This window comes from Mycobacterium branderi (assembly GCF_010728725.1).
Classification (GTDB): Bacteria; Actinomycetota; Actinomycetes; order Mycobacteriales; family Mycobacteriaceae; genus Mycobacterium; species Mycobacterium branderi.
Window position 1 is genome coordinate 4,564,711 of sequence record NZ_AP022606.1, and the last position, 25,507, is coordinate 4,590,217.

The following is a 25,507-nucleotide window of genomic DNA, read 5'->3' on the forward strand; positions in this document are numbered from 1 at the left end:
TTCGATACCCTACTGGCCGGGGCCGACAGCGGCCGGTAGGACACGCGGGAAGAGCGCGCCCGTCATTCCTCGATCTGGGCCAGGATTTCGTCGGGGATGTCGGCGTTGGTGTAGACGTCCTGCACGTCGTCGCTTTCCTCGAGCGCGTCGACCAGTTTCATCACCTTGCGCGCGCCTTCGGCGTCGAGCGGGACGGTGACCGACGGCTGGAATCCCGCCTCGGCCGAGTCGTAGTCGATGCCGGCGTCCTGCAGTGCGGTCCGCACCGCGACCAGATCGCCCGGCTCGCTGATGATCTCGAAGCTGTCGCCGAGGTCGTTGACGTCCTCGGCCCCGGCGTCCAGCACCGCCGCCAGCACGTCGTCCTCGGTCAGCCCGTCCTTCTCCAGCGTGACCACGCCCTTGCGGGCGAACAGGTAGGACACCGAGCCGGGGTCGGCCATGTTGCCGCCGTTGCGGGTCATCGCCACGCGCACCTCGCTGGCGGCCCGGTTGCGGTTGTCGGTCAGGCACTCGATCAGCACCGCCACCCCGTTGGGCCCGTAGCCCTCGTAGGTGATGGTCTGGTAGTCGGCGCCACCGGCCTCCTCGCCGGCGCCGCGTTTGCGGGCCCGTTCGATGTTGTCGTTGGGCACCGAGTTCTTCTTCGCCTTCTGGATGGCGTCATACAGCGTCGGGTTGCCCGCCGGATCACCGCCGCCGACCCGGGCCGCGACCTCGATGTTTTTGATCAGCCGGGCGAAGTTCTTGCCGCGGCGCGCGTCGATGACGGCCTTCTTGTGCTTGGTGGTGGCCCATTTGGAATGGCCGCTCATCGATTACTACCTCTTGTCGTCGCTGGGCAAAGTTCGCCAGACGAGTCTACGTGGGGCGGCCTCCGGGCTCGAAGAATCCCGGTACCCACCGCTCGACCAGCGTGGCGTACGCCACGTGCGCGTCGAGCTGCACGGCCACCCCAAGCAGGCCCCCGAGCGTGCGGAGCAACATGACCCAGCCGGGTGGGATGGTCAGCTGGCGGGCGAGCTTGAACCGGTCGGCGAACCCTTCCCGCATGGGATCGGTCGTGACCAACGCCGTCTTCTGGAACCATTTCCGGGTGAAATGGAACTCGCCGGCACGCAGCGGGTCGATGTAGGCCCACAGCGGATCGATGTACTCCACCACCTGCTCGGCGGTCAGCTCGTAGTCCGCGGGCATGAACCCGAGCTTCTTGAGCAGCCGGATCACGTCGTCCCACTGTTCGTCGCGCGCCCAGCACAGCAGCTCGCCGAACTCCGGAGGCAGGCCGCCGGGATGTTCGGCGACGGCGCCGAAATCGATAACGCCGAGGCGGCCGTCCGCCAGCACCATGAAATTGCCCGGATGCGGGTCGGCGTGCACCAGCTCGACACGGGCGGGTGAGCTCAAGATGAATTCGAAAAGCAAGGCGCACACGGAGTCTCGTTCATCCCGAGTGCCCTCGGCGATGATCGTGGAAAGACGCCGGCCTTCCATCCACTCCGAGATGATGACTTTCGGCGCGCTGGCGACCACCGGCGGTACGAAGAACTTCTCGTCGCCCGCAAAGGCTTTCGCGAAGGCACGCTGATAGTTGGCTTCGAGCCGATAGTCCAGCTCTGCTTCGATGCGCTCGCTGACCTCTGCGACGATTCGGTCCACATCCGCGCGCGGGGCAATCTGCTTGACCACCCAGGAGAACCGCTTGATCAGCTTGAGGTCGGCGCGCAGCGCCTCGTCGGCGCCGGGGTACTGGACCTTGACGGCGACCTCGCGACCCTCCTTCCAGACGCCCTTGTGCACCTGCCCGATGCTCGCCGAGGCGACGGGCGTGTCGTCGAAGGATTGGAAGCGGTCGCGCCATTTGGTGCCGAGCTGGGCGTCGAGCACCCGGTGCACCTTGGCGGCCGGCAGCGGCGGGGCTTCGCTTTGCAGCTTGACCAACGCTTCGCGAAACGGGTCGGCGAATTGGGGAGGGATCGCGGCCTCCATCACCGACAGCGCCTGACCGACTTTCATGGCCCCGCCCTTGAGCTCGCCCAGCACCTGGAACAGCTCGTCGGCGGCCTTCTCCAGAAGTTCGGCGTTGACCTCGTCTCTGGACTTGCCGGTCATCCGCTTCCCGACGCCCAGTGCTGCGCGCCCAGCCGCCCCTGCCGGGAGGCTCGCCAGCTTTGCGACACGTCCAAATCGGCCCCGCACAATGTCGGCCATGACCACATCATGCCTTGGCGGGCACTGCGACGTGCGGCTACGCCGCGCCGGTGACGATGTCGACGAACAGCCGGTGGATGCGGCGATCACCGGTCATCTCCGGGTGAAACGCCGTCGCGAGCACCGGACCTTGGCGCACGGCGACGACATGCCCGGCCGCGCGGGCCAGCACCTGCACGTCGGATCCGCAGCGCTCCACCCATGGCGCGCGGATGAACACCGCATGCACCGGAGCGTCGAGACCCGCGAACTCCAGATCGCCTTCGAACGAATCGACTTGTCGCCCGAAAGCGTTGCGCCGCACCGTCATATCGATCCCGCCCAACGGCAGCGCCTCACGGCCGTTGGCCCCGGCGTCCAGGATCTCGCTGGCCAAAAGGATCATCCCGGCACACGCCCCGTAGGCCGGCAATCCGTCGGCCAGCCGCTTGCGCAGCGGTTCGAGCAGGTCGAGGTCGGCCAGCAGGTGGCTCATCGTGGTGGACTCCCCGCCCGGGATCACCAGTGCGTCGACGGCGTCGAGCTCGTCGCGGCGGCGCACCGGCACCGGAGACGCCCCGGCTTCGCGCAGCGCGGCAATGTGCTCGCGAGTGTCGCCCTGCAGCGCCAAGACGCCGACGCGGGGAGCTACTGCGCCGCTCCTCCTCATCGCTTCGCTCTGCATCGTCGCCGGCGCGGACTGCTCACGTGGGCCGGAAGTCGCGCTTGTAGCGGGTCAGACCCTCCTGCATCACCGCCGCGACCATCTCGCCGTACTGGTTGAAGATCTTGCCCTGAGTCAGCGACCGCCCGCCGCACGCCGACGGCGACGACTGGTCGTAGAGCAGCCACTCGTCGGCCCGGAACGGCCGCATGAACCACATCGCGTGGTCCAGCGAGGCGACCTGCAGGTGGTCGCGCTCGTCGAGGTGGATCACCTGCGCCGAGCCGAGCAGGGTCAGGTCGCTCATGTAGGCCAGCGCGCAGATGTGCAGCACATGGTCGTCGGGCAGCGGGTCGCGGTGGCGAAACCACACCTGCTGTTGCGACGCCAGTCCGGGCAGCCTCACCAGTTTCTCCTGCGGGACGATCCGCACGTCCCACTCCTCGAACTGGCGGAACCCGGCGTCGTCGAACACCCTCATCGACTGCAGCCCCGGCAGGTCGTCCGGCGGCGGCGCCGACGGCATTGCGTCCTGGTGTTCGATGCCGCTCTGGTCGGTCTGAAACGACGCCGACATGGCGAAAATGGTCTCGCCGTGCTGGATCGCGTTGACCCGCCTGGTGCAAAACGAGCCGCCGTCACGGATGCGTTCGACGATGAAAATGGTGGGCGCCTTGGCATCTCCCGGCCGCAGGAAGTACCCGTGCAGGGAGTGCACCAGAAAACGCGGGTCGACCGTGCGCACCGCCGACACCAGGGTCTGGCCGGCGACGTGACCGCCGAAGGTGCGCTGCCACGCGGCGGACTCAGCCGAAAACACGCTGCCGCGGTAGATGTTGACCTCGAGTTGCTCGAGATCGAGGATCTCTTCGATCGCCACGAACTGTTTTTACCAGCCGCGTTCGGCCAGCCGGTGCGGCTGCGCGATCTCTTCGACGTTGATGCCGACCATCGGCTCGCCGAGCCCCCGCGACACCTTGGCCAGCACGTCGGGGTCGTCGTAGAAGGTGGTGGCCTTGACAATCGCGGCGGCACGGGCCGCAGGGTCGCCGGACTTGAAGATGCCGGAGCCGACGAACACGCCCTCGGCGCCGAGCTGCATCATCATCGCGGCGTCGGCCGGGGTGGCGATCCCGCCGGCGGTGAACAGCGTGACCGGCAGCTTGCCGGCCCGTGCCACCTCGACCACCAGCTCATACGGTGCCTGCAATTCCTTTGCGGCAACGTACAATTCGTCGTCGGACAGCGACGTGAGCCGGCGGATCTCGCCGGTGATGGCCCGCATGTGGGTGGTGGCGTTGGACACGTCGCCGGTGCCTGCTTCGCCCTTGGAGCGGATCATCGCCGCACCCTCGTTGATGCGCCTCAGCGCCTCGCCGAGATTGGTGGCGCCGCACACGAACGGCACGGTGAACTTCCACTTGTCGATGTGGTGGGTGTAGTCGGCGGGGGTGAGTACCTCGGACTCGTCGACGTAGTCCACGCCCAGGGTCTGCAGGATCTGCGCCTCGACGAAATGCCCGATGCGCGCCTTGGCCATCACCGGGATGGTGACCGCGGAGATGATGCCCTCGATCATGTCGGGGTCACTCATCCGCGACACGCCGCCCTGTGCGCGGATGTCGGCGGGCACCCGTTCCAGCGCCATCACCGCGACGGCGCCGGCCCCCTCGGCGATGCGCGCCTGTTCGGGAGTGACGACGTCCATGATGACGCCGCCCTTGAGCATCTCGGCCATGCCGCGCTTGACCCGCGCGGTGCCGGTCTGCCCGTTAGAAGTCACGGCTACCAGTCTAAATGGTGGCTCCCAAAGCGCCGAACGTGAAGCTAGCCGCACGCTCGGCAAAAGCCACCTAGCGGATCGACTGCAGCTGGCGGGGGGCGCGGGTCTGTGCCAGCGCATTCGCGTCGGCCAGCAGCTCGGAGAGCTGCAGCGGGTAGACCGTCTCGCCGGCGGCCACCAGCTCGGCGATGTCGCCGGCGTCACACCAGCGGTGGCAGTGGATGTAGCGGCGTTCCAGCTCGGTCCGCCCGGCGATCGACGGCTCGAACCGGTGGGTGCGGTACACGAAGAAGTACTCCTCGCTGTCGAGCACCGAGCCGTTGAAGTCGAAGACCGCGTCGCGCCGCCAGATCGGTCCGATCATCTCGCCGGGGTTGACCCGCAGGCCGGTCTCCTCGGCCAGCTCGCGCGCGGCGGTCGCGGCCAGATCCTCGCCGTCGCGGGTCTGGCCGCCGACGGTGAACCACCATCGCGGCGCGCTTCCCGGAGGCAGCGCTGGGTCCGATCCGCACAGCAGCAGCACCGCGCCGGCGTCGTCGAGCAGGACCACTCGCGCCGACGTGCGCTTGCTCGACCTGTGCCCCGCCGAATGCGAGCGTTCGGCGATCTCGAAATAGCTTGGCAGCGCAGCGGTTCCACCGAGTCGCAGCAGCCGTACCAGTGGCCGCTCGCGCAGCGCCAGCGTGTCGCGGACCGCGTCGTTGTGGAAGCGACGGGCCAACAGCACGCGGGCTTCGGCGTCGGCCAGCTCGGCCACCAGCGCCGACGGCAGCGACGCCGGGTCGACCATCGCCAGCGCCGCGGACAACTCGTTCTCACACGCCTCGCGGGTTTGCCGGGGCGCGCGTTCGGCCGCGTCGGCCAGCGCCGCCAACCGCTTGCCCTCCGACGCGCCGTGGAAGGCGTCGACTGCCACCGCGCGGGCCACCACGGCGCGACGGGCCAGCGCCCCGTCCAGCGCCTGCCAGGACAGGTCGTAGCGCACGTGCAGCCGGTCCAGGCGGTTCGCGGTGTGATACACCCAGCTGCCGAACACCACCAGCAGCACGACCAGCACCGCGATGGCCACCACCAGCCACACCATCAGCTGGCCACCTGCACCTTGGTGCCGGAGCCGGCGACCGTCTCGTAGACCCGCATGATCTGGTTGGCCACCACCGACCAGTCATAGCGGCGCACCACCTCGGCGCCGGCCGCCACATACCTTTCCCGCAATACGTCGTTCTCCAGCACCGCGACCAGCGCCGCACCCAGCGCAGCGCCGTCTTCGACCGGCACCAGGCGCCCGGCCTGGCCGTCGCGCAGCACCCGCCGGAACGCGTGCAGATCGCTGGCCACCACCGCGGTCCCGGCGGCCATCGCCTCCACCAGCACGATGCCGAAACTCTCACCGCCGGTGTTGGGTGCGCAGTAGACGTCGGCGCTGCGCAGCGCCGACGCCTTGCCGGCGTCGTCCACCTGGCCCAGAAAACGCAAATGCTTCGCCAAAGACCCTGCGCTGCTTCGCAATTCGTCCTCGTCGCCTCGGCCGACGATCAGCAGCTGGACGTCGGGAAAGCGTTGCACCACATGTGGAAGCGCGTCCATCAGCACCGCCATGCCCTTGCGAGGCTCGTCGTAGCGGCCCAAGAACAACACCGTCTTGCCGGGCCGCGGGTATCCGGCCAACAGCGGCGCAGCGGAAAACGCCCCGACGTCAACACCGTTGGGGATCTCGACCGCGTCGGAGCCCAGCGCCTCCATCTGCCAGCGCCGGGCCAGGTCGGACACCGCGATGCGGCCTACGATCTTCTCATGCCAGGGCCGCAGCACGCCGGCGAACACCGACAGCGTCAGCGATTTGGTGGTCGACGTGTGAAAGGTCGCCACGATCGGCCCCTCGGCCACCCGCAACGCCCACATCGACAGGCTGGGCGCATTGGGCTCGTGCAGGTGCAGCACGTCGAAATCGCCCTCGGCCAGCCAGCGCCGCACCCGGCCGTGCACCGCCGGGCTGAACTGCAGCCGCGCCACCGAGCCGTTGTACGGGATCGGTACGGCCTTGCCGGCCGAGACGACGTAGTCGGGGAGCTTGACATGCGGTGACGAGGGGGCCAGCACGCTGACGCAGTGCCCGCGGGCACGCATCACCTCGGCGAGCTGGAGCACGTGCGACTGCACCCCGCCCGGCACGTCGAACGAGTACGGGCACACCATGCCGATGCGCATCAGCCGTCTCCCAATTTGGCCCGTCGCTCCTCGGACAGATCGGCCAGCCACTGCGGCTGCAGCATATGCCAGTCGGCGGGGTGCGCGGCGATGTTGAGGGCAAACTTCTCGGCCAGCGCCTGGGTGATCGCGACGACGTCGCCGCCGGTGCAGTCCAGTGCCGGGTAGATTTCGGCGCCCCAACCGTCATCTTCGAACCAGCAGTGCACCGGCAGCAGCGCCGCGCCGGTTTCGATCGCCAGCTTGGCCGGCCCGGCCGGCAGCCGGGTGGGTTCGGCGAAGAAGTCGACCTGTACCCCGGTGCGGGTGAGGTCGCGCTCGGCCATCAGGCACACGATCTTGTTGTCACGCAGCCGTTCGCAGAGCACGTCGAAGGGCGGGCGGTCGCCGCCGGACAGCGGAAGCACCTCGAAGCCAAGGCTTTCCCGGTAGGCGATGAATCGCCGATACAGCGACTCGGGTTTGAGCCGCTCGGCGACCGTGGTGAAAGTGCCGTGGGTCTGCGCCAGCCACACCCCGGCCATGTCCCAGTTGCCGCTGTGCGGCAACGCCAGCACCGCCCCGCGGCCGGCCGCCAGCGCGGAGTTCAGATGTTCTTGGCCCTGAATCGATTCGTGCAGCTGCCGGGCAAGCTCGGCGTGGTTCATCGTCGGCAGCCGGAACGCTTCGCGCCAGTAGCGGGCATAAGAGGCCAGCGAGGCCCGCATCAGCGAACCGGGCACCTGCGCCGGCGCTACGCCGATGACACGGGCCAGGTTCTTGCGCAGCTGGACAGGTCCGCCGCCCAGCGACGCATACAACGCGCCGGCGTCGAACACGTTGCGCGCGGCGAACTCCGGCATGGCCCGCACCATCATCCATCCGGCCGCATACCCCAGATCGCTCACCCGGCCACCCAGCGAGAAGCGACTGCCCCCCGGCACTTTCAGACCGGCCGGGACGCCGATCATGGCTCGCTCTTCCCCGGTGCGTGCATCGGCTCCGCCGCGCCGGGCGAGTGCCGCACGGTGTGCAGCCGCTGGGCGCAGGTGATCATGCTGGCCAGCGCCAGCAGCCACATCGCCACGTGCAGCGCCCACGGCAGCGGAAAGACCGGCAGGTCCGACAGTCCGGCGCCGACCAGGACGATAATCAAGCGCTCCGGGCGTTCGATGAATCCGCCGTCGCCGCGCAGCCCGCTGGCCTCGGCGCGGGCCTTGATGTAGGAGATCACCTGCGAAGTGACCAGGCAGATCAACGTCGCCACCACCAGCGACGGGCTGCGCAGGCCGAACGCCGCCCACCACAACAGCCCGCAGAACACCGCGCCGTCGCTGATCCGGTCGCAGGTGGCGTCCAGCACCGCGCCGAACCGGCTGCCGCCGCCGCTCTCCCGGGCCATCGCCCCGTCGACCATGTCGAACATCACGAAGAACCAGATGACGAATGTTCCGGCGAACAGCTGACCGGTCGGAAACAGCGTCAGCGAGGCCAGCACCGACGCCGCGGTGGCGATGATCGTGACGGCGTCGGCGGTCAGACCGAGCCGCAGCAAGGCCCTCGCCACCGGTGTGGTGACCCGTGCCACCCCTTCGCGGGACAGAAGTTTGCTCACGGCTGCTTCGCCCACTCGGTGGCCAGCAGTTGCCGGGTGTCGCGCAGCAACTGCGGGATGACCTTGGAGTCGCCGACGATCGTGATGAAGTTGGCGTCGCCGCCCCACCGCGGAACGACGTGCACGTGCAGGTGTTCGGCCAGCGAGCCGCCTGCCGACGTCCCCAGGTTCAGGCCGACGTTGAAGCCGTGCGGCCGGGACACCGCCTTGATTACGCGGATCGCCTTCTGGGTGAACGCCATCAACTCCGCACTCTCCTTGTCGGTGAGGTCCTCCAGTTCGGATACCCGCCGATAGGGCACCACCATCAGGTGGCCGGGGTTGTACGGATACAGGTTGAGCACGGCGTACACCAGTTCGCCGCGGGCGACCACCAGGCCGTCTTCGTCGGACAGCTGCGGGATGTCGGTGAACAGTTGCGCCGGATCGGAGTTCTCCCGCCGCAGCGGCGCCTCGGCCAGATAACTCATCCGGTAGGGCGTCCACAACCGCTGCAGGTGGTCGGCCTCACCCACGCCCCGGTCGACGATGGCGTCGTCGTCAGCCACGGCCGCTCACTTTCACCAATTCGGCAGTGGGCACGGCGTTTTCGCGGTCGGCAATCCATGCCACGATGGCGGCGACGGCGTCGTCGCGCGGCACCCCGTTGATCTGGGTGCGGTCACCGAAGCGGAAGCTCACCGCGTCGGCGGCGACGTCGCGGTCGCCGGCCAGCAGCATGAACGGCACCTTGTGGTTGGTGTGGTTGACGATTTTTTTGGCCATCCTGTCGTCGCTGGCGTCCACCTCGACCCGCACACCGTGTGACTTCAATTGCGCCGCAACGTCCTCCAGGTAGGACACGTGGTCGTCGGCAACCGGGATGCCGACCGCTTGCACCGGCGCGAGCCACGCCGGGAACGCGCCGGCGTAATGCTCGGTGAGGATGGCGAAAAACCGCTCGATCGAACCGAACAACGCGCGGTGGATCAGCACCGGGCGTTGCCGGCTGCCGTCGGCGGCGGTGTACTCGAGGTCGAACCGCTCGGGCATGTACAGGTCCAGCTGGATGGTCGACACCTGCCAGGTGCGGCCCAGCGCGTCACGGGTCTGCACCGAAATCTTCGGCCCGTAAAACGCCGCGCCGCCCGGATCGGGCCGAAGTTCCAGCCCGGATGCCTCGGCCACCTCGGCCAGCGTCGCGGTCGCCGCCTCCCAGACCTCTTCGGAGCCGACGAACTTGTCCTCGTCGCGAGTCGATAGCTCCAGATAGAAGTCAGTCAGACCGTAATCGCTGAGCAGATCGAGCACGAACCGCAGCAGCGATGCGAGCTCGTCGGCCAGCTGCTCGCGGGTGCAGTAGATATGCGAGTCGTCTTGGGTAAAGCCCCGCGCGCGGGTCAACCCGTGCACGACGCCAGATTTTTCGTAGCGGTAGACGGTACCGAACTCGAAGAGCCGCAACGGAAGTTCTCGATACGACCGGCCCCGTGACCGATAGATCAGGTGGTGCATCGGGCAGTTCATCGGCTTGAGGTAGTAGTCCTGCCCCGGCTTGCGCACCGCGCCGTCGTCGTCGTATTCGGCGTCCAGGTGCATCGACGGGTACATGTCATCGGCGTACCAGTCCAGGTGACCGGACGTGTGGAACAGCTCGGCCTTGGTGATGTGCGGGGTGGTGACGAACTCGTAGCCGGCCTCGATGTGCTTGCGCCGCGAGTACTCCTCCAGCTCGCGGCGCACGATGCCACCCTTCGGGTGGAAAACCGGTAGCCCCGAACCGATTTCGTCGGGGAAACTGAACAGGTCCAGCTCGGCGCCCAGCTTGCGGTGGTCGCGGCGCTGGGCTTCCTCCAGCAGCGTCAGGTGACGCTCCAAGGCCTCCTGCGACTCCCAGGCCGTGCCGTAGATGCGTTGCAGGCTGGCGTTGTTCTGGTCGCCGCGCCAGTACGCCGCCGAACTGCGGGTCAGCTTGAACGCCGGAATGTGGCGGGTCGTCGGAATGTGGGGGCCGCGGCACAGGTCGTACCAAACACGGTCTCGGGTACGGGGATTCAGGTTGTCGTAGGCGGTGAGCTCGTCGCCGCCCACCTCCATCACCGCCGGGTCGCCGGACTTGTCGTCGACCAGCTCCAGCTTGTAGGGCTCGCCGGCCAGCTCCGCACGGGCATGTTCCTTGGATTCGTAGACCCGCCGGGAGAACAGCTGGCCCTCCTTGACGATCTGGCGCATCCGCTTTTCCAGCGCCTCCAGATCCTCCGGCGTGAACGGCGCCGGCACGTCGAAGTCGTAGTAGAAGCCGTCGGTGATCGGCGGGCCGATGCCGAGCTTGGCATCCGGGAACAATTCCTGCACGGCCTGGGCCAGCACGTGGGCACACGAATGCCGGATCACGCTGCGACCGTCCTCGGTGTTGGCCGCCACCGGGACAACCTCGGCGTCGGCCTCCGGAACCCAGCTCAAGTCGCGCAGTTTGCCTTCGGCGTCGCGCACCACCACAACCGCGTCGGGCGCGCCGCGGCCGGGCAGTCCCGCCTCGCGTACCGCCGCCGCAGCGCTCGTTCCGGCTGGTACCCGGATCAGGGCTGCGGTCATCGGGGCGGTCTCCAAGGTTCGGTGGGTAGACGACCATGCTATCGGGGCGGCCCGCAGCCAAGCAGGGCCGCCGACAGGCCACCCGAAACGGCAGAATGAGGCCGTGTTGGTGCAGACGGGTTTGGGATTGCTGCTCGTCGCCGTCGCCGTCATCGTGGTGGTGAACTGGGTCAGTGACCGCACCGACCTGCCCAGCGCGGCGCTTCTCACCCTCGTCGGGATCGGCTATGCGCTGCTGCCCGGCCCGAACATCGGCCTCGATCCCGACGTCGTAATGACCGGGATATTGCCGCCATTGCTCTACAACGCGGCGCTGGAATCGTCGCTCGTCGGGATACGCCGCAACCTGCGCACGATCATCAGCCTGTCGGTGGTTCTGGTTCTGGTGACCGCGGCGTCGGTCGGTGTCGCGTTCGCGCTGCTGGTCGGCGGTGCAACGGTTACGGCGGGGATGGTGTTGGGGGCAGCGGTGGCACCCACAGATCCGGTGGCCGCGCTCGCCGTCGCGCGCAAGGTCGGTCTGCCGCTGGGCATTGTCACCCTGATCGAGGGCGAAGGGCTGCTCAACGACGCGACAGCGCTCACCACGCTGTCGGTGGCCATCGCAGCGGCGACCGGTGCGGGATTCTCGCTACCGTCGGCGATCGGGCGGTTCGTCCTCGCCGCGGTAGGTGGCCTGCTGGTGGGCGTGGCACTGGCCTACTGCCGACGGGCGCTGCGAGCGTGGACCCACGATGTGCTGACCGCCAACGCGATTTCGCTCGCCACACCGTTCGTGACCTACCTGGCCGCCGAGAAGGTCCACGCCTCCGGTGTGCTGGCGGTCGTGGTGTGCGGGCTGATCGTCGGGCACGACTCGCCCCGATCCGAAACGGGCGCAACCCGGTTGCAGACCCGAGCCGTCTGGCGACTGGTCAACTTTCTGCTCGAAGGTCTGGTCTTCTTGCTGATCGGTCAGCAGTTGCCGACCATCCTTGAGGGTCTGCGCGGCTACTCGACCTCAACGATCATCGTGGCGGTCAGCGTGACCGTCGCCGTGGTCCTGTTGATGCGGCCGCTGTGGTTGGTGCTCACCCAGACACTTCCGCGCCCGCTGCACACCCGGCTGGGCAACGCCGACTCCAGAGCCGAAAAGCTCAGTGGCCGTGAGATTTTGGTGTTGAGCTGGGCCGGCACCCGCGGTGTGGTGAGCCTCGCCGCGATTTTCGCGGTGCCGTTCGTGACGCAGCGCGGCTCAGCGTTTCCCGACCGAAACCTGTTGCTGTTCTGCACGTTTGTCGTGGTGCTGGTGACGCTGATCGGACAGGGCAGCACATTCGGCCGGGTGGTGCGGGCGTTGGGGCTGCACGCGGACGCCGTCGACGAGCTGCGGCTGCGCCATCGAGCGCGGACGGCGGCTATTCAGGCTGCCCTCGACAGGCTCGACGAGCTGGACCAGCAGGGCGACGACGAGCTCGACGCCCGGGCGCTGGCGAGCGTGCGCGAGCAGTTGACGGCCCGGCTCGAGCGGTATCGACGTCAACTCGATCTGCTGGAGTCGTCGGACCTCGGCGAGGCGCCCCTGTCCGGCTACGAAGCCGCCGCCGCGATACGCCGGGCGGCCATCGACGCCGAACGCGACGAGCTCGTGCGCTGGCGCGACGCCGGCATGCTGCCCGACAAGAGCCTTCGCGTGCTCCAACGCGAACTCGACCACGAGGAGGGCATGCTGCCGATCGGCACGCGGTCCCGCGGACGCAACCGCTGAATCGGCTACAGCTGGCCCGGTTTGAGCATCACGAACAGCGCTTGGCCTTCGGTCAGCAGGGTGCCGCCGTCGCTCAGCCGCCCCGAGACGAAGATCTTGCGGCCCTCGACCCTGCTGATTCCGGCCTCCACCTGCAGCTGTTTTTCGATCGGCACGATGTGCCGGTAGTCCAGATGCAGGTAGGCGGTGCGCTGGTAGGGGCCGCCGGTGAGCACCGCTGACGTCAGCCCCAGCACCGAATCGAAGAGCTGCGCCACCATGCCGCCGTGGACGGCGCCGTTGCGTCCCAGATGGAACCGGCGGAACCGGGCCCAGCCCCGGATCCTGCCGTCGTCGGTCTTGCTCATCTTCATCGGCACCGACGAGATGTTGCCGCGCATCGGCAGGTCCATCCGGCGGCCCGACGGGGAGCGCCATTCGCCGGTGTCGAACGGCGCCAACAGGTCAGACACCTTCTCCAGCAGGTCGGCCGCCTCGCTGATCACCTCGTCGGGGGCGTCGACGGCACGGGCATGGTCCTGCAGCACGCGTACCGCCTCGATGAACCTGCCGTAGTCGGGGCCGCCCTTGGTGGTCGGTTCGGGCGGGTTGAATCCGCCGCCGGGCTGTCGCGTGTTCTTCGGTGCCACCAGGACACCGTATTGGGTCCTACGAGGCGTTCTGTTCGCCGATGGCGCCCAGCAACTCGAATTCGTCGTCGGACAGCGTGATCTCCGCGGCGGCGACGTTCTCTTCGAGGTGCGCCACGCTGGAGGTCCCCGGGATCGGCAACATCACCGGCGAGCGTTTGAGCAGCCAAGCCAACGCCATTTGCGAGGGCGTGGCGTCATGCTCACCGGCCATCCGCTGCAGCGGGCCGTCGGGCGCGGCCAGGGGTCCGGCGGCCAGCGGAAACCACGGGATGAACCCGATGTCCTGTTTGGCGCACGCGTCCAGCAGCGGCTCGGCGGCCCGCGCGGTCAGGTTGTACATGTTCTGCACCGAGACGATCGGCGTGATCTGTTGGGCCGCCTTCAGCTGGTCGACGTCGACCTCGGACAGGCCGATGTGGCGGATCTTGCCCTCGTCTTTGAGCTTGGCGAGCTCGCCGACCTGGTCGGCCAGCGGGAAGTTGCGGTCGATGCGGTGCAGTTGGAACAGGTCGATCGTGTCGACTCCGAGCCGCCGCAGGCTCATCTCGCATTCCTGGCGCAGGTAACTCGGGTTGCCTAGCGGAATCCACACGTCGGGGCCGGTGCGCAGCAGGCCGGCCTTGGTCGCGATCACCAGGCCGTCGTAGGGATGCAGCGCCTCGCGGATGATTTCTTCGGAGATGTAGGGGCCGTACGAGTCGGCGGTGTCGATGAAGTTGACCCCGAGTTCCACCGCCCGACGCAGCACCCGCACGGCTTCCGCGCGGTCGGCGGGCGGGCCCCACACGCCCTTGCCGGTCAGGCGCATGGCGCCGAAACCGAGCCGGTTGACCGTCATGTCGCCGAGAGTGAACGTTCCAGAACTTTGTGCAGTCACGTTCACGACCGTACGCGTGGCAAGCTGAATCGCGTGGACTTGCACACGCTGACCGATCTGCCGCTGAGCTATCCGGAAGTGGGCGCCACCGCCGGTCCGCCGCCGCCGGGCTATCACCATCTCGGGTTTGCCACCCAAATCGGCGCGGGCCAAAAGCGTTTCGAGGACGCCGCCGACGCCGTCATGCACTGGGGCATGCAGCGCGGCGCCGGCTTGCGGGTCAAGGCCAGCAGCGAAGTGGTGGCGGTCGGCGCCGACGTGCTCGTCGGCCTCGGGTTCCTGTGGGCGCCGTGCCGGGTCGTGTACGTGGTCGACGAGCCGGAGGCCAAGGGATTTGCCTATGGCACGCTGCCCGGCCACCCGGAGTCCGGCGAGGAGCGGTTCGTGGTGCGCCACGACCCGGTGACCGCCGCCGTGTTCGCGGAGGTGTTTGCGTTCTCCCGGCCGGCAACGTGGTGGAGCAAGGCCGGCGGGCCGCTGCTAACGCTGGGCCAGCGGATCATCGCCAAGCGCTACGTGCGCGCGGTGTGATTGCGATCGCCGCGGGCTAACAGGCCCAGCGCGACCGCTCCGACCAGCAGACCGAAGTCGCGCAGCGCGATGTCGTAGTAGCCGGACAGTGTCAGCAGGTCGACGATGATGCCGGCCAGCCAGGCCGCGACCACCCACGCCCCGATGCGCGGCGCGACCGCCACCAGAACACCGGCGACGATCTCGATCACGCCCACCAGATACATGCACTGATCGGCGCTGCCGGGCACGATGTCGTCGATCCAGGGGGCCAGATACATGCTCCAGTGATGCGGGTGCGTGAGCAGGTTGAAGAACTTGTCCAGCCCGAACACCACAGGCGCGACGGTGAACACGACACGCAGGAGCAGGTAAGCCGAGTGCGTCGGATCCTTCAGCGTGCGCGCGGCTGTTACTTGATCGGTGGCCATGACTGCCTCCTAGTACTAACAGATAATAATTCGAACGTTAGAACTTGTACTATGTAACGTCAAGTGTTTTGTTAGTTAGAAGAGGGCTCGATGGACGACCTGCAGCGTGACGCCGCCGGGATCGGCGCCCTCGCCGATCCGGTACGCCGCCAGCTCTACCGATTCGTGTGCTCACAAGCCGAAGCGGTCAGCCGCGACCAAGCCGCCGAGGCCGTCGGCATCCCCCGCCATCAGGCGAAATTTCATCTGGACCGGCTGGCCGCCGAGGGCCTGCTGGACTGCGACTATGCCCGGCTGACCGGGCGCTCGGGCCCGGGCGCGGGCCGTCCCTCGAAGCTGTATCGCCGGGCCGGGCGCGACATCGCGGTCAGCCTGCCGCAGCGCGAGTACGAGCTGGCCGGCCGGCTGATGGCCGACGCCCTTGCGGAGTCCGCCGCGACAGGTGTGCCCGCCGTCGAAGTGCTGCACCGGATCGCCCGCGATTACGGCCGCGCTATCGCACAGGACGCCGAGCGGCGACCGCGCGATGCCGAGTCGGCGCTGCAGCTCGCGGCGGCTGTGCTGACCGAGCACGGCTACGAGCCCCGGCGCGTCGGCGCAGAGATCTGCCTGGCCAACTGCCCGTTCCACACGCTGGCCCGCCGGCAGACCGAATTGGCCTGCGGCATGAACCACGCGCTGATCGCGGGCGTGGCCGAGGCGCTGGCGCCGCACAGCCCGCACACCCGGCTCGATCCGCACCCGGACCGCTGTTGTGTGGTGCTGACCGCGGGGCCATGACGTCAACCGAATGGCCACTTATCGCACAAGATCCCGAAAAAACCGTGACATAACTTCCCACTCGGCAGAGTCGGCTACCAGCGAGCCAGCAACCGTTCCGCGCCCGCGCAAAGCCGCTCGATGACGTCGGCGACGGGCTCCACCCCGGTGATCATTGCCACGCCCTGCCCGGCGTCGACGGGAGCCACCCCGTAGTCCTCGGCGGCGATCGCCTCGGCAAGTTCGGCCCGCGCGCCGGCATCGCCGGCCAATTCTTCTTCGCGGCCGTCCCATCGCGCGACGAAGTCGTTGCGCAGTACCCGCGACGGAAACCGCTGCGGCCATGGGTAATCCCGGCCGACGTCGAACACCCGGGTCGCGGTGGTGTCGGTCTCGCGGGCGGCGATCAATGCCTTGCGGGCGGCATCGGTGGTCAGCGCCTCCGAACAGGCCGACAGGCAGGTGCCCAGCCAGGCGCCGGCGGCGCCGGCCGCCAGCACGGCGGCCAGGCTTCGCGGCGAGGCGATTCCGCCGGCGGCCAGCACCGGCACCGACACCGCGTTCAGAACCGCGTCGAGCAGCGGCAGCGTCGCGACCGTGGCCTCTCCGTGGCCGCCGCCTTCCCCGCCGCGCGCCACCAGCACGTCGATCCCGGCGTCGGCAGCCCGCCGGGCGCCGTCGGCGTCGTAAACCTGTGTGGCCGTGGCGATTCCAGCCTCATGAGCGAGCGCAACCCAGGACAGGTCGGTGCCGAAGCTGACCGACAACAAGGCGGGCCTCGCTTGCAAGGCGGTGTCCAGCAGCTCCGGCTCCTGGCGAATCACCCAGTCCACCAAGCCGATTCCGAATGTTCCGGCCACCTGCTGCAGCTCGGCGGCCAGCGACGACGCCGACCCGGCGCTGCCCATGCCGACCATGCCCAGCCCGCCCGCCGCGCTGACCGCCGCGGCCAGCTGCCCACCGGCCACCCCGCCCATCGGCGCGTTGACGATCGGGACCCGCAGCCCCGCACGGCGCGACCAGGGCGTCGACAGCAACGGCTAGAGGCTCTTGAACACGGTCAGCATGACCACCGAATCGTCGACCGCCTGCAGAGAGTGCCGTTGCGGCGGAATCACGACGTAGTCGCCGGCCTTGCCGTCCCACGAGTCGTCGCCGGCGCTGATCCGCACGTGTCCCTTCAGCACCTGCAGCGACGCCTGTCCCGGGCTGTCGTGTTCGGAAAGCTCACGTCCGGCCAGCAGCGCCATCACCGTCTGCCGCAATTCGTGGGTGTGCCCGCCGTGCAGGGTGTGGGCGGCCCGCCCGCTGCGCGTCTCGCGGGCCTCGGCCAGCTTTTCGTCGGCCAAGCTTGTCAACGAAATGGTTTCCATCAAAGGGATAGTAGAAGAATCCCGGCGCCGGCCAAGGCGATCACCTTGATCAGCTCCAAGCCGACATAGGCGTAATGGCCACGCGAGCGCGGCGCGTTGAGGCCGGCGAGCACCTTGTCCGAGCGGCGGTTCAACCACGGCCGCACCGCCACCAACTGCAGGGTCAGTGCGGCGAACGCGATCACGAAAGCCGCGATCACGGCAGGCGCGGGCGGCTCGGCGACAAGGACCGCCAAGACGACGAGCGCCAAGACGACCTCGACCGTGTTGAGCGCGCGAAAGACCAGCCGCCCGATGCCGAGCCCGATCTGCAGCGTGACATTCGGTGCGCGGAATTTCAGCGGTGCTTCCAGGAACGAGATCGCCAGCACCATGCCCAGCCACACGAATGTGACCGCGACGGCGATCGCCGGTGCGGCGTTCACCGGGCGACGCCCAGGTGCGCCATGCAGAGGTCGGGTTCGGCGAATGCATCCAGCCGTTTGACGGTCACAGGCGCCGACCAGTTTTCCAATGCGCCCTGCATGAGCCCCAAGTGAATGGGACAGACAACGCTTTCGCGCGCTTCGGCCAGTTCGAGGAACGGACAGTGCCGCAGCCCGATCTGCGTGCGCCCGCGCCGCTCGGGGGCAAACCCGAGCTCGTCGAGCACGTCGACGAGGTGGTCGACCGATTCCCGGGCACGCCCACGCGGTGCCAGTTGCTGCCCCCACGCGCGGCCGGCGGCCAGCGCCTTACCGGCCGCATCCCCGTCGGCGGTGAGCCCTATTGCCAGGATTTCGGCCAGCAGCCGGTAGCGCCGCGGCCCGCCGCGATCCATCTGACGGGTGGCGCGGAACATCAGCGCCGGGCGGCCCGGCCCCTTGCGCTCGGCCATCACCTGTTCCACCTGGCCGTCGCCGAGCAGCGAATCGAGATGGAACCGCACGGTATTGGGATGCACGTCCAGCTCGCCGGCAATGGCGACGATGCTCATCGGAGCCCCCGCCGCCTTCAACACTCGCAACACATCACGGCGGCGGCCACCGACCGGTTCCTTGATTGCGCTCATCCTTTCGGCAGGTTAGCCACCAGCGGCGTGTCGACCCCCAGCGGCCCGATCTTGGCCGCTCCGCCCGGCGAGCCCAACGGCTCGTCGCGGCCCGGTAGCGTCTGGCTGAAGAACGCGGCATTGTCGGCCAGATAAGGCTGCAGATCCTCGGGAAGGTCGTCTTCGTAGTAGATCGCCTCGACCGGGCAGACCGGCTCACAGGCGCCGCAATCCACGCATTCGTCGGGGTGGATGTAAAGGGCGCGTCCGCCCTCGTAGATGCAGTCGACCGGGCACTCGTCCACGCAGGCCCGGTCCATCACATCCACACATGGCTTCCCGATCACGTACGTCATGCGCTAGAGTTTACACAAACTACATTGTAAAAACTAGAGAGGGATTGAAAATCCATGGCCGAGAACGAACTTGACGTCCGAGAGTTGCCTAAGCCGCAGAAGCATCCGACGATCTTCGCCACCTACGGCGCACTGGCGGTCGGCGAATCGTTCGTGCTCGTCAACAACCACGACCCCAAGCATCTGCGCGACGAGTTCGAAACCGACTACCCCGGCAGCTACGGCTGGGAGTACGTGGAAAAGGGGCCGAAGGTCTGGCGGATCCGGATCACCAAACTCACCACCACCCCGCTCCCCCGAATCCTCGCCAACACTGCGGATGTCGCCGCCGAGCCGGACGTGACGGGCGCGGTTTGGAAGCTGGAAGTCCGCGAGCGCGACCTGGATTCCAACGTCATTGCTCTGGCGCCGGGCGGCGGGATCGACGCGCACGCCGGCGCCGACGTCGACGTGCTGATCCACGTGCTGTCCGGCAGCGGGCGGCTGGTCACCGAGCAGGGCGATGTCGAGTTGGTCCCGGGCGCGCTTCTGTGGCTGCCGAAGCGGTCACAACGCCAGTTCAGCGCCGGCCCCGACGGGTTGCGGTACCTGACCGTCCACCAGAAGCGCGAGATCCTGCCGCTGACTCCGACTGTGCGACAGGCAGTCTGACGTTCACGGCGAGTCGAGCTCGTCGAAGACGGCCTGCGCGATCCGGAACGCGCTGTTGGCGTCGGGCACGCTGCAGTAGATCGCCGTTTGCAGCAACACCTCTTTGATCTCGTCGCGGGACAGCCCGTTGCGCAGCGCGGCCCGGATATGCGCTGTCAGTTCGTCGTCGCGACCGCGGGCGATCAGCGCGGTCAGCGCGATCATCGAGCGGCTGCGCCGGTCGAGGCCGGGACGCGTCCAGATCGCGCCCCAGGCGTATTCGGTGATGAGAGTTTGGAAGTCGCGGGTGAACTCGGTGGTGCGGGCCTCGGCGCCCTCGACATGCCCGTCGCCGAGCACCTCGCGCCGCACGGCCATGCCGCGGTCGTACAAACTATCGGTCAATTCATCTCCACTTCTTCAGCGTGGCAAGCACATTGGCGATGCGATCGGGCTGCTCGGCGGGCGCCAGGTGCGCGGCGTTGGGCACCTGGACGAACCGGCCGCGGCTCACGTTGGTGGCAATGAACCGTACCGCGTCCGGCGGGGTCGCGATGTCGTGCGCTCCAGCGACGGCGACGATCGGCGTGTCGATCTCAGAAAGACGCTCGCGGGCATCGAATTCGGCCAGCGCCTCACACGTCCGGGCATAACCGTCGTCGTCCACCCTGCGCAACGCGTCCAGCAGCGCTCGCGCCGATTCCGGGTCGCGCTCGAAGAACCCTGGGGCGAACCATCGCTGGACAGACCGGGACACGACTTCCCCGGTACCGGCGCTGCGAACGACCTGCGCCCGCGAATGCCAGTCATCCGGATCGCCGATCCTGGCCGCGGTGCAGATCAGTGCCGCGGCCAGCACCCGCTCCGGGTGAGCCAGCAGCAGCTGAATTCCGACTGCACCGGCGACCGACACACCAGCGTAGGTGAACCGCCGGCTGCCCAGCGTGCGATCCACCAGTTTGACGACACCGGCGGCCAAATCCGCGATCGTGAAGGCGTCACGCGGCGGCGGGCTGGCGCCGTGACCGGGCAGGTCCCAGCCGACCACGTGATAGCTCTCGGCCAAACGCCGTGCCGCGGCGGACCATAACGTGCCGACCGGTGTACCCAGTGACGGGCCGACGACCAGCAGCGGCAGGTCCGGCGCGCCGGCCAGTTCTGCTCCGCGGATGGTGGGGACACTCATCGGCGTTCCTTCACGATCCGTTGCGCGCGATCGACGCTCTCGTCGATCAGCACGTCGACGGCACCGAAATACGTTGGCGACGGCTCATTCCCGACGAGTTCGGCGACCGCGCGCTGTTCGCCACCGACGTCGGCGCTGTGCAGGTTGGCCGCCATCCGTTCGGCGTGGATTTCCAGCCCGGCGAGCAGTTCGCTGCATTGCGATCCGGCAACGACGGTCCGGCGGGCCAGTGTGCGCAGCGTGTCCCACTCAGCGTGCCAGGCGCCGTCGGGGCGTTCGTCGTGGGCCAGCGCCGCGGCGGTGTGCAGCGTCCCGGCCAGCGGCGGCGCCGCCATCGCTGTGCGGCGAATCAGGATGGACAGCACCGGATTTCGCTTGCCCGGCATCGCCGACGAGCCGCCGCGGTTCCCGCCGGCCGGTTCGCTCAGCTCGCCGATCTCCGGATACGCCAGCGTGACGACGTCCGAGGCGATGCGGCCCCAAGCATCGGTGCAGCCGACCAGAGCGTCACCGATCGCGACGACCGGCGCCCGGGTGGTGTGCCAGGGCAACCGGTTGTCCAAACCCAACGCGGCCGCGGCAGTGTGCGCCATCTGGACGGCGACGCCTGCCGGACTGTCGCGACCGGCAAGCTTGGCCAATTCGGTGGTGGCAGCCAGTGTCCCACCGGCGCCGCCGAATTGGGCCGGAAAGCTCAGCGCCTCGAGTTGCCGGTAGGCGTCGACGACACCGTTCAGCCACGCTGCCGCCTTGGCGCCGAACGTGGTGGGCACCGCGTGCTGGGTCAGTGTCCTGGCCACCATCGGTGTCGCACGGTGGGTTGTCGCAAGAGCACAAAGCGTCGAAATCTGTTCGGCGAGTTGGTCTGCCAACGTGTCGGCGACAGAGCGGGTAGCCAGCATCAGCGCGGTGTCGAGGACGTCCTGGCTGGTGAGTCCACGGTGAATCCAGCGGCCGGCGGGCGCGCCGGCCCGTTCGCGCAACAGGGCCACCAGGCCGATGACCGGGTTGCCGCCATCCTCGGCGCCGAGCGCCAGTACTTCGCAGTCCTGCGGATCCACCAGCCCGCGAAGGTCCACCGCATCGACCGGCGCGAGGCCCGCGTCAACCAGCGTGCTCAGCCACGCCGATTCCACCGCGACCATCGCCGCGAGCAGCGCCTGGTCGGTCATCACGTCCCCGGCACGATGATCGCCGGGCCACAACAGGTTCGTCATCGCGGATCACCGTGATACATCAGGAAAACCGTCTCATGCTCGCCTTGCAGATGGATGTCGAAACGGTACCCGGTCGGCTCGGCGACACAGACCATGGTGTCTCGCCGCGCGGGGTCGATTCCGGACAGCAGGCGGTCCAGATCAGCGCCCGGCAGATAGGCGCGGGTGAACAACCGGTTCAGCAGTCCGCGGGCGAAGACCACGATCGCGAAAAACGAGGGCGGCCCGGGTGTCAGGGTGGTGAAGCGGTAGTCGCCCGCCGCGTCGGTCGCGCATCGGCCCCACCCGGTGAATCCGGCGCCGCGCCGTAACGAACCGGGGTGCGCGACGACGTCGCCGTCGGGATCGGCCTGCCAGAGTTCCACCAGCGCGTCCGGGATACCGTCGCCGGCGCCGTCGTACACCCTGCCGTACAACCGGATGGCATCGGGGTGATCGTCGCCGACCAATCGGTTGTCACCGGGATACGGTAACGCGCAGTGGAAGAATGGGCCGACGGTTTGCGCCGGAGTGCAAGCGAATTCACGCATGTGCGCCGTCCAGTACGACGTCCCACCGGTAGCCCGTCGCGTACTCGGGCTCGGTGAGGTCGTGGTCGTATCTGGCGATCAGCCGTTGGCGCGCAACGGGATCCACCACGGACTGGTAGATCGGGTCGAGCCCGAACAGCGGGTCGCCCGGAAAGTACATCTGGGTGACCAGGCGTTGGGTGAAAGCCGTTCCGAATACCGAGAAGTGGATGTGCGCGGGGCGCCACGCGTTGTGGTGGTTGCGCCACGGGTAGGGGCCCGGCTTGATGGTCAGGAAACAGTAGGTTCCGTCGGCCTGCGTCAGGCAGCGGCCGACGCCGGTGAAGTTCGGATCGAGGGGCGCAGGATGCTGGTCGCGCTGGTGGTGATAACGGCCCGCGGCGTTGGCCTGCCAGATCTCGATGAGCTGGCCGGCAATCGGCCGGCCCGCCGCGTCGAGCACCCGCCCGGCGACGATGATGCGCTCGCCGACTGGCTCACCGGCGTGGCCGGCGGTGAGGTCCGCGTCGCCCGGTTCGACGTCCTGGTCGCCGAAACACGGGCTGCAGCGCTCGAGTTCCTCGGGGTCGACGCGCACGAACGGCGATTGCGGATGGCGCAGCGCGCTGCTGCGGTAGGGCGGATAGTTCAGCCGCGGCTGCGTTTCGGCGTTGCCCTGGTACTGCGCTGCGATGCTCGCGATCTCCGCCGTGATGTCACGTTGGGACGCGACGCGCTCCGCTGCAGCCGCCATGACTGCTGACGGTACCGTTACCCCGTGGCGGGTGGCTATGTCTACGACCAGAGCTTCGCCGAAGAGCGGGCCCGGCTGGCCGGCATCGAAAGCCTGTGGGATCCGGGAAGTCAGGCCCTGCTCGACGACCTCGGCATCAGCGATGGCTGGCGATGCCTGGAGGTCGGCGCCGGCGCTGGCTCGCTGGTTGGCTGGATGGTGAGCCGCGGCGCCGCCGTGACGGCAATCGATATCGACACGCGATTCGTCGAGCCGCTGGCGGGCGACGCGGTCGAGGTGCGGCGCATGGACATCCGCACCGACGAGCTCCCACAAGGCGAATACGACCTCGTCCACGCGCGCCTCGTGCTCGAACACCTCGCCGAGCGCCGGGAGATCATCGACCGCCTGGCGGCGTCGCTGCGCCCCGCCGGCTGGCTGGTGATCGAGGATTACGACTGGACTTGCTTCGGATTCGAAGACGCCGATCCGGGCTTCGAGCGGGTGACCGAGTCGGTGATGGCGTTCATGCAAAAGGCCGGCTTCGACCCGCGCTACGGCCGGCGCGTGGTCGCCGACATGGCCGCCGCCGGGCTGGCCGACGTTCGCGGCGAGGGCCGCGCCCGCGTGATCGACTCCGACTCCCCCGGCTTCGACTTCTTCCGGCTGTCGTTCGAGAGTATCCGCGACGCCGTCGTCGACGCCGGTTTGCTCCCGGCCGCCGACGCGGACGCGGCCGCCGCCCGCTTCGGCGAGCACACACGCTTGCTGACGCCGATGATGGTCGCCGGAATCGGCCGCCGCTGAGCGGAATTCGGAACTACAGCGCCCGCAGCAGCGACTTGCGGCCCTTGACCCGCAGCCGGTGCGCGGTGGATTCGCGCAGCTCCTCGATACGGGCGGCCATCTTGTCTCCCAGCTCGACGAGTTCGGCGTCGCTGATCTTCACCGACGGCGGCACCGGGATCATGTCGCGCTCTTCCTCGTCGGCGTGCGCTTCCAAAACCGTTGCGAACGAATGCCATTCGTCTTCGTATGTCGGCGCGCTCGGCGGGGTGCGCAGCAGCACCGAGAGCTGGTCGATGACCTGCCGATGCTCGGCGTGCGCAATCGCGATCAACGTGCTGGCCGCGGCCAACGCCGGGTAGTAGATGTCGTCCTCGATGCGGAAGTGGATGTCGAGTTCCACGAGCAGATCGTCGAGATAGTCCTGGCGCTCCGGCGCGGTCGCCGGTGTCGAGTAGATCTTCTTGACCAGCCCCTTGAGCGTCTTGTGGTGGTCCTGCAACACGGTGTAGGCGTTCACTCGGCGACTCCGTTTCGCAACTCGATCATCCCGTCGTTGATTCGTGTCTGGTAGCGCGGCAACGGCGCCGCCGAGGGGCCTCGCAGCACCTCTCCGGAGCACACGTCGAACCGCGAGCCATGCCACGGGCACACCAGCCGGCCGCGGTCGACCCAGCCGTCGGCCATCGGGGCGGCAAGGTGCGGGCAGAACTCGCCGAACGCCGCGATGTCTCCGTTGCTGCCGGTCCGGCACAGCACCAGACCCACCCCGTCGACCTCGACGCGCTGCGGCTTGCCGTTCTTCAGCGACTCCACCGGCAACACCGGCGTCCAGTCCGCGGTGCGCAGCCGCCGGCCGGACTGGTCGATGCCGATCCCGGAGTCGAACACCAATGCGCCGCCCATGTAGCTGCTGCCGGCGGTGACGGCGTAACCGACCGCGCTGATCACGATGCCCCGCCCGTGCCGGCCGCGACGCCGCTGCAGCCACGACGCGATATACAGGCCCGTCGCCAGCAGGTTCAGCAGGCCGTGCACCGCGCCGATGCGCCGGTCCTCCTCGTGGGTGTGCTGCCAGTCCGCGACACCGGTGACCGCCGAACCCAGGTTGGCCAGAATCCCCAGCCCCAGCGCACGGGAGGCGAACCGGGACGCGTCGATGAGTTCCGATTTGGGTCGGCCCGGCAGCAGGCTGAGCGCGTCCAGCCCCACCGTCGTGCCGATCGCGCCGCTGGTCAGCGACGCCAGCGGCGGGTGAACCGGATGCCCGAGCCAAACGCCGTTCAGCGCGTTGGAAACTCGGTCGCGCGCCCCGCCCAGCGCGTTGAAGGCATAGCTGAGCAGGTGCTCGAACCGGTAGCTGGGCCGATCCAGCCACTCCTGACGCCCGATGAAGGACAGCAGCCGCGCCCCCCGCTTCTGCAACCGACTTTCGGGAGTGGTCTCGACCACGACATTCAGTCCTTCCTCAAGTGCGGAGACATACGGGCATAATGCACGCACGTTCTAACAAAACCCCAAGTAAACCGCTCACACCATACGCATATGCGGTGCAGCGCCGTGACCAAGGTACCGGAATCGGCCGGCGCAGCGCCATCGGGGTGACGGTTCCGCAGCGAACTCACAGGAGCTGTTAACTCGACGGAAGTCCTTGGGGCAGAAGGCATTTCATCAACGGTAACGCAACCGCCATACCGCTCGGAGCAGTTGTTCTGTAT

The 25,507-nt window shown here is 68.2% G+C and carries 31 protein-coding genes; 5 read left to right on the top strand and 26 right to left on the bottom strand.

Annotation, left to right across the window (positions count from 1 at the left end):
• Window positions 1-62: 62 nt before the first annotated feature.
• The 11 genes from G6N47_RS22040 to thrS all read right to left on the bottom strand — a co-directional run bounded on the left by G6N47_RS22040 (window position 63) and on the right by thrS (window position 11,013).
• Complete coding sequence (locus G6N47_RS22040) at window positions 63-815, bottom strand: YebC/PmpR family DNA-binding transcriptional regulator (RefSeq protein WP_083133414.1); 753 nt, start codon at window positions 813-815, stop codon at window positions 63-65.
• A 46-nt stretch (window positions 816-861) separates the two neighbouring features.
• Window positions 862-2,211, bottom strand: a complete 1,350-nt coding sequence (locus G6N47_RS22045; protein ID WP_083133502.1) for an ABC1 kinase family protein — start codon at window positions 2,209-2,211, stop codon at window positions 862-864.
• 37 nt (window positions 2,212-2,248) lie between these two features.
• Window positions 2,249-2,860 carry a pyridoxal 5'-phosphate synthase glutaminase subunit PdxT gene (pdxT, locus tag G6N47_RS22050; RefSeq protein ID WP_083133501.1) on the bottom strand — a complete coding sequence of 204 codons (612 nt, stop codon included), beginning with the start codon at window positions 2,858-2,860 and terminating at the stop codon, window positions 2,249-2,251.
• 34 nt (window positions 2,861-2,894) lie between these two features.
• A complete protein-coding gene (gene tesB, locus G6N47_RS22055; protein WP_083133413.1) occupies window positions 2,895-3,734 on the bottom strand; it encodes an acyl-CoA thioesterase II in 840 nt (279 codons plus the stop codon).
• Window positions 3,735-3,743: 9 nt separating this feature from the next.
• Window positions 3,744-4,637 carry a pyridoxal 5'-phosphate synthase lyase subunit PdxS gene (gene pdxS / locus G6N47_RS22060; RefSeq protein ID WP_264007056.1) on the bottom strand — a complete coding sequence of 298 codons (894 nt, stop codon included), beginning with the start codon at window positions 4,635-4,637 and terminating at the stop codon, window positions 3,744-3,746.
• 70 nt (window positions 4,638-4,707) lie between these two features.
• Complete coding sequence (locus G6N47_RS22065) at window positions 4,708-5,721, bottom strand: NUDIX hydrolase (protein ID WP_083133412.1); 1,014 nt, start codon at window positions 5,719-5,721, stop codon at window positions 4,708-4,710.
• Window positions 5,721-6,845 (bottom strand): glycosyltransferase family 4 protein, encoded by a 1,125-nt coding sequence (locus tag G6N47_RS22070; protein ID WP_083133411.1) that lies wholly within the window; start codon window positions 6,843-6,845, stop codon window positions 5,721-5,723. Before G6N47_RS22070 ends, G6N47_RS22065 begins: the two co-directional genes overlap by 1 nt.
• A complete protein-coding gene (locus tag G6N47_RS22075; RefSeq protein ID WP_083133410.1) occupies window positions 6,845-7,795 on the bottom strand; it encodes a phosphatidylinositol mannoside acyltransferase in 951 nt (316 codons plus the stop codon). Before G6N47_RS22075 ends, G6N47_RS22070 begins: the two co-directional genes overlap by 1 nt.
• Window positions 7,792-8,439, bottom strand: a complete 648-nt coding sequence (pgsA, locus tag G6N47_RS22080; protein ID WP_083133499.1) for a phosphatidylinositol phosphate synthase — start codon at window positions 8,437-8,439, stop codon at window positions 7,792-7,794. The genes G6N47_RS22075 and pgsA overlap by 4 nt, the downstream gene beginning before the upstream one ends.
• On the bottom strand, window positions 8,436-8,987 hold the full coding sequence (locus G6N47_RS22085) for an HIT family protein (protein ID WP_083133409.1): 552 nt from the start codon (window positions 8,985-8,987) through the stop codon (window positions 8,436-8,438). The genes pgsA and G6N47_RS22085 overlap by 4 nt, the downstream gene beginning before the upstream one ends.
• Complete coding sequence (gene thrS, locus G6N47_RS22090) at window positions 8,980-11,013, bottom strand: threonine--tRNA ligase (RefSeq protein WP_083133408.1); 2,034 nt, start codon at window positions 11,011-11,013, stop codon at window positions 8,980-8,982. Before thrS ends, G6N47_RS22085 begins: the two co-directional genes overlap by 8 nt.
• A gap of 103 nt (window positions 11,014-11,116) precedes the next feature.
• On the opposite strand from thrS, the gene G6N47_RS22095 reads away from it, so the two are divergent.
• The gene (locus tag G6N47_RS22095; protein WP_232080264.1) at window positions 11,117-12,760 is read left to right on the top strand and encodes a Na+/H+ antiporter; all 1,644 of its coding nucleotides are present in this window, start codon (window positions 11,117-11,119) and stop codon (window positions 12,758-12,760) included.
• Between the two features lie 5 nt (window positions 12,761-12,765).
• Here the strand turns inward: G6N47_RS22095 and G6N47_RS22100 are convergent, their stop codons facing one another.
• Both G6N47_RS22100 and G6N47_RS22105 read right to left on the bottom strand, forming a co-directional pair.
• Window positions 12,766-13,389 carry a PaaI family thioesterase gene (locus G6N47_RS22100; protein WP_139799638.1) on the bottom strand — a complete coding sequence of 208 codons (624 nt, stop codon included), beginning with the start codon at window positions 13,387-13,389 and terminating at the stop codon, window positions 12,766-12,768.
• 19 nt (window positions 13,390-13,408) lie between these two features.
• The gene (locus tag G6N47_RS22105; protein ID WP_264007057.1) at window positions 13,409-14,269 is read right to left on the bottom strand and encodes an aldo/keto reductase; all 861 of its coding nucleotides are present in this window, start codon (window positions 14,267-14,269) and stop codon (window positions 13,409-13,411) included.
• A gap of 33 nt (window positions 14,270-14,302) precedes the next feature.
• On the opposite strand from G6N47_RS22105, the gene G6N47_RS22110 reads away from it, so the two are divergent.
• Entirely contained in the window at window positions 14,303-14,800 is a 498-nt protein-coding gene (locus G6N47_RS22110) for a DUF1990 family protein (protein ID WP_083133496.1), read from the top strand.
• On the opposite strand, the gene G6N47_RS22115 is transcribed toward G6N47_RS22110, so the two are convergent.
• Window positions 14,782-15,210, bottom strand: a complete 429-nt coding sequence (locus G6N47_RS22115) for an Rv2617c family stress response/phage resistance protein (RefSeq protein ID WP_083133406.1) — start codon at window positions 15,208-15,210, stop codon at window positions 14,782-14,784. The genes G6N47_RS22110 and G6N47_RS22115 overlap by 19 nt on opposite strands.
• Before the next feature lie 90 nt (window positions 15,211-15,300).
• On the opposite strand from G6N47_RS22115, the gene G6N47_RS22120 reads away from it, so the two are divergent.
• Complete coding sequence (locus G6N47_RS22120) at window positions 15,301-15,990, top strand: helix-turn-helix transcriptional regulator (protein WP_083133405.1); 690 nt, start codon at window positions 15,301-15,303, stop codon at window positions 15,988-15,990.
• 74 nt (window positions 15,991-16,064) lie between these two features.
• On the opposite strand, the gene G6N47_RS22125 is transcribed toward G6N47_RS22120, so the two are convergent.
• From G6N47_RS22125 to fdxA, 5 genes are read right to left on the bottom strand one after another with little or no spacing between them, the layout of a single operon-like run.
• Window positions 16,065-17,006: an NAD(P)H-dependent flavin oxidoreductase gene (locus tag G6N47_RS22125; protein WP_083133404.1), complete on the bottom strand. Its 942-nt coding sequence runs from the start codon at window positions 17,004-17,006 to the stop codon at window positions 16,065-16,067.
• A gap of 3 nt (window positions 17,007-17,009) precedes the next feature.
• A complete protein-coding gene (locus G6N47_RS22130; RefSeq protein WP_062539202.1) occupies window positions 17,010-17,342 on the bottom strand; it encodes a cupin domain-containing protein in 333 nt (110 codons plus the stop codon).
• Entirely contained in the window at window positions 17,342-17,767 is a 426-nt protein-coding gene (locus G6N47_RS22135) for a hypothetical protein (protein ID WP_083133403.1), read from the bottom strand. Before G6N47_RS22135 ends, G6N47_RS22130 begins: the two co-directional genes overlap by 1 nt.
• Complete coding sequence (locus G6N47_RS22140) at window positions 17,764-18,393, bottom strand: helix-turn-helix transcriptional regulator (RefSeq protein ID WP_083133402.1); 630 nt, start codon at window positions 18,391-18,393, stop codon at window positions 17,764-17,766. Before G6N47_RS22140 ends, G6N47_RS22135 begins: the two co-directional genes overlap by 4 nt.
• Window positions 18,390-18,728, bottom strand: a complete 339-nt coding sequence (gene fdxA, locus G6N47_RS22145) for a ferredoxin (protein WP_083133401.1) — start codon at window positions 18,726-18,728, stop codon at window positions 18,390-18,392. Before fdxA ends, G6N47_RS22140 begins: the two co-directional genes overlap by 4 nt.
• A 54-nt stretch (window positions 18,729-18,782) precedes the next feature.
• On the opposite strand from fdxA, the gene G6N47_RS22150 reads away from it, so the two are divergent.
• Window positions 18,783-19,379, top strand: coding sequence for a DUF2249 domain-containing protein (locus G6N47_RS22150; protein ID WP_083133400.1), 597 nt, complete (start codon window positions 18,783-18,785; stop codon window positions 19,377-19,379).
• Between the two features lie 3 nt (window positions 19,380-19,382).
• Here G6N47_RS22150 and pcaC read toward each other — a convergent pair whose 3' ends face one another.
• From pcaC to pcaH, 5 genes are read right to left on the bottom strand one after another with little or no spacing between them, the layout of a single operon-like run.
• A complete protein-coding gene (gene pcaC / locus G6N47_RS22155; protein WP_083133495.1) occupies window positions 19,383-19,736 on the bottom strand; it encodes a 4-carboxymuconolactone decarboxylase in 354 nt (117 codons plus the stop codon).
• A 28-nt stretch (window positions 19,737-19,764) separates the two neighbouring features.
• On the bottom strand, window positions 19,765-20,544 hold the full coding sequence (locus G6N47_RS22160) for an alpha/beta fold hydrolase (protein ID WP_083133399.1): 780 nt from the start codon (window positions 20,542-20,544) through the stop codon (window positions 19,765-19,767).
• On the bottom strand, window positions 20,541-21,761 hold the full coding sequence (locus G6N47_RS22165) for a lyase family protein (RefSeq protein ID WP_083133398.1): 1,221 nt from the start codon (window positions 21,759-21,761) through the stop codon (window positions 20,541-20,543). Before G6N47_RS22165 ends, G6N47_RS22160 begins: the two co-directional genes overlap by 4 nt.
• Complete coding sequence (gene pcaG / locus G6N47_RS22170) at window positions 21,758-22,291, bottom strand: protocatechuate 3,4-dioxygenase subunit alpha (RefSeq protein WP_083133397.1); 534 nt, start codon at window positions 22,289-22,291, stop codon at window positions 21,758-21,760. Before pcaG ends, G6N47_RS22165 begins: the two co-directional genes overlap by 4 nt.
• The gene (pcaH, locus tag G6N47_RS22175; RefSeq protein WP_083133396.1) at window positions 22,284-23,024 is read right to left on the bottom strand and encodes a protocatechuate 3,4-dioxygenase subunit beta; all 741 of its coding nucleotides are present in this window, start codon (window positions 23,022-23,024) and stop codon (window positions 22,284-22,286) included. Before pcaH ends, pcaG begins: the two co-directional genes overlap by 8 nt.
• Before the next feature lie 24 nt (window positions 23,025-23,048).
• Here pcaH and G6N47_RS22180 point away from each other — a divergent pair, with 24 nt between their 5' ends.
• Complete coding sequence (locus G6N47_RS22180; protein ID WP_083133395.1) at window positions 23,049-23,810, top strand: class I SAM-dependent methyltransferase; 762 nt, start codon at window positions 23,049-23,051, stop codon at window positions 23,808-23,810.
• A 13-nt stretch (window positions 23,811-23,823) separates the two neighbouring features.
• On the opposite strand, the gene G6N47_RS22185 is transcribed toward G6N47_RS22180, so the two are convergent.
• Both G6N47_RS22185 and G6N47_RS22190 read right to left on the bottom strand, forming a co-directional pair.
• A complete protein-coding gene (locus tag G6N47_RS22185) occupies window positions 23,824-24,309 on the bottom strand; it encodes a hemerythrin domain-containing protein (RefSeq protein WP_083133394.1) in 486 nt (161 codons plus the stop codon).
• Entirely contained in the window at window positions 24,306-25,241 is a 936-nt protein-coding gene (locus tag G6N47_RS22190; protein WP_372517482.1) for a Rieske 2Fe-2S domain-containing protein, read from the bottom strand. The genes G6N47_RS22185 and G6N47_RS22190 overlap by 4 nt, the downstream gene beginning before the upstream one ends.
• Between the last annotated feature and the right edge of the window lie 266 nt (window positions 25,242-25,507).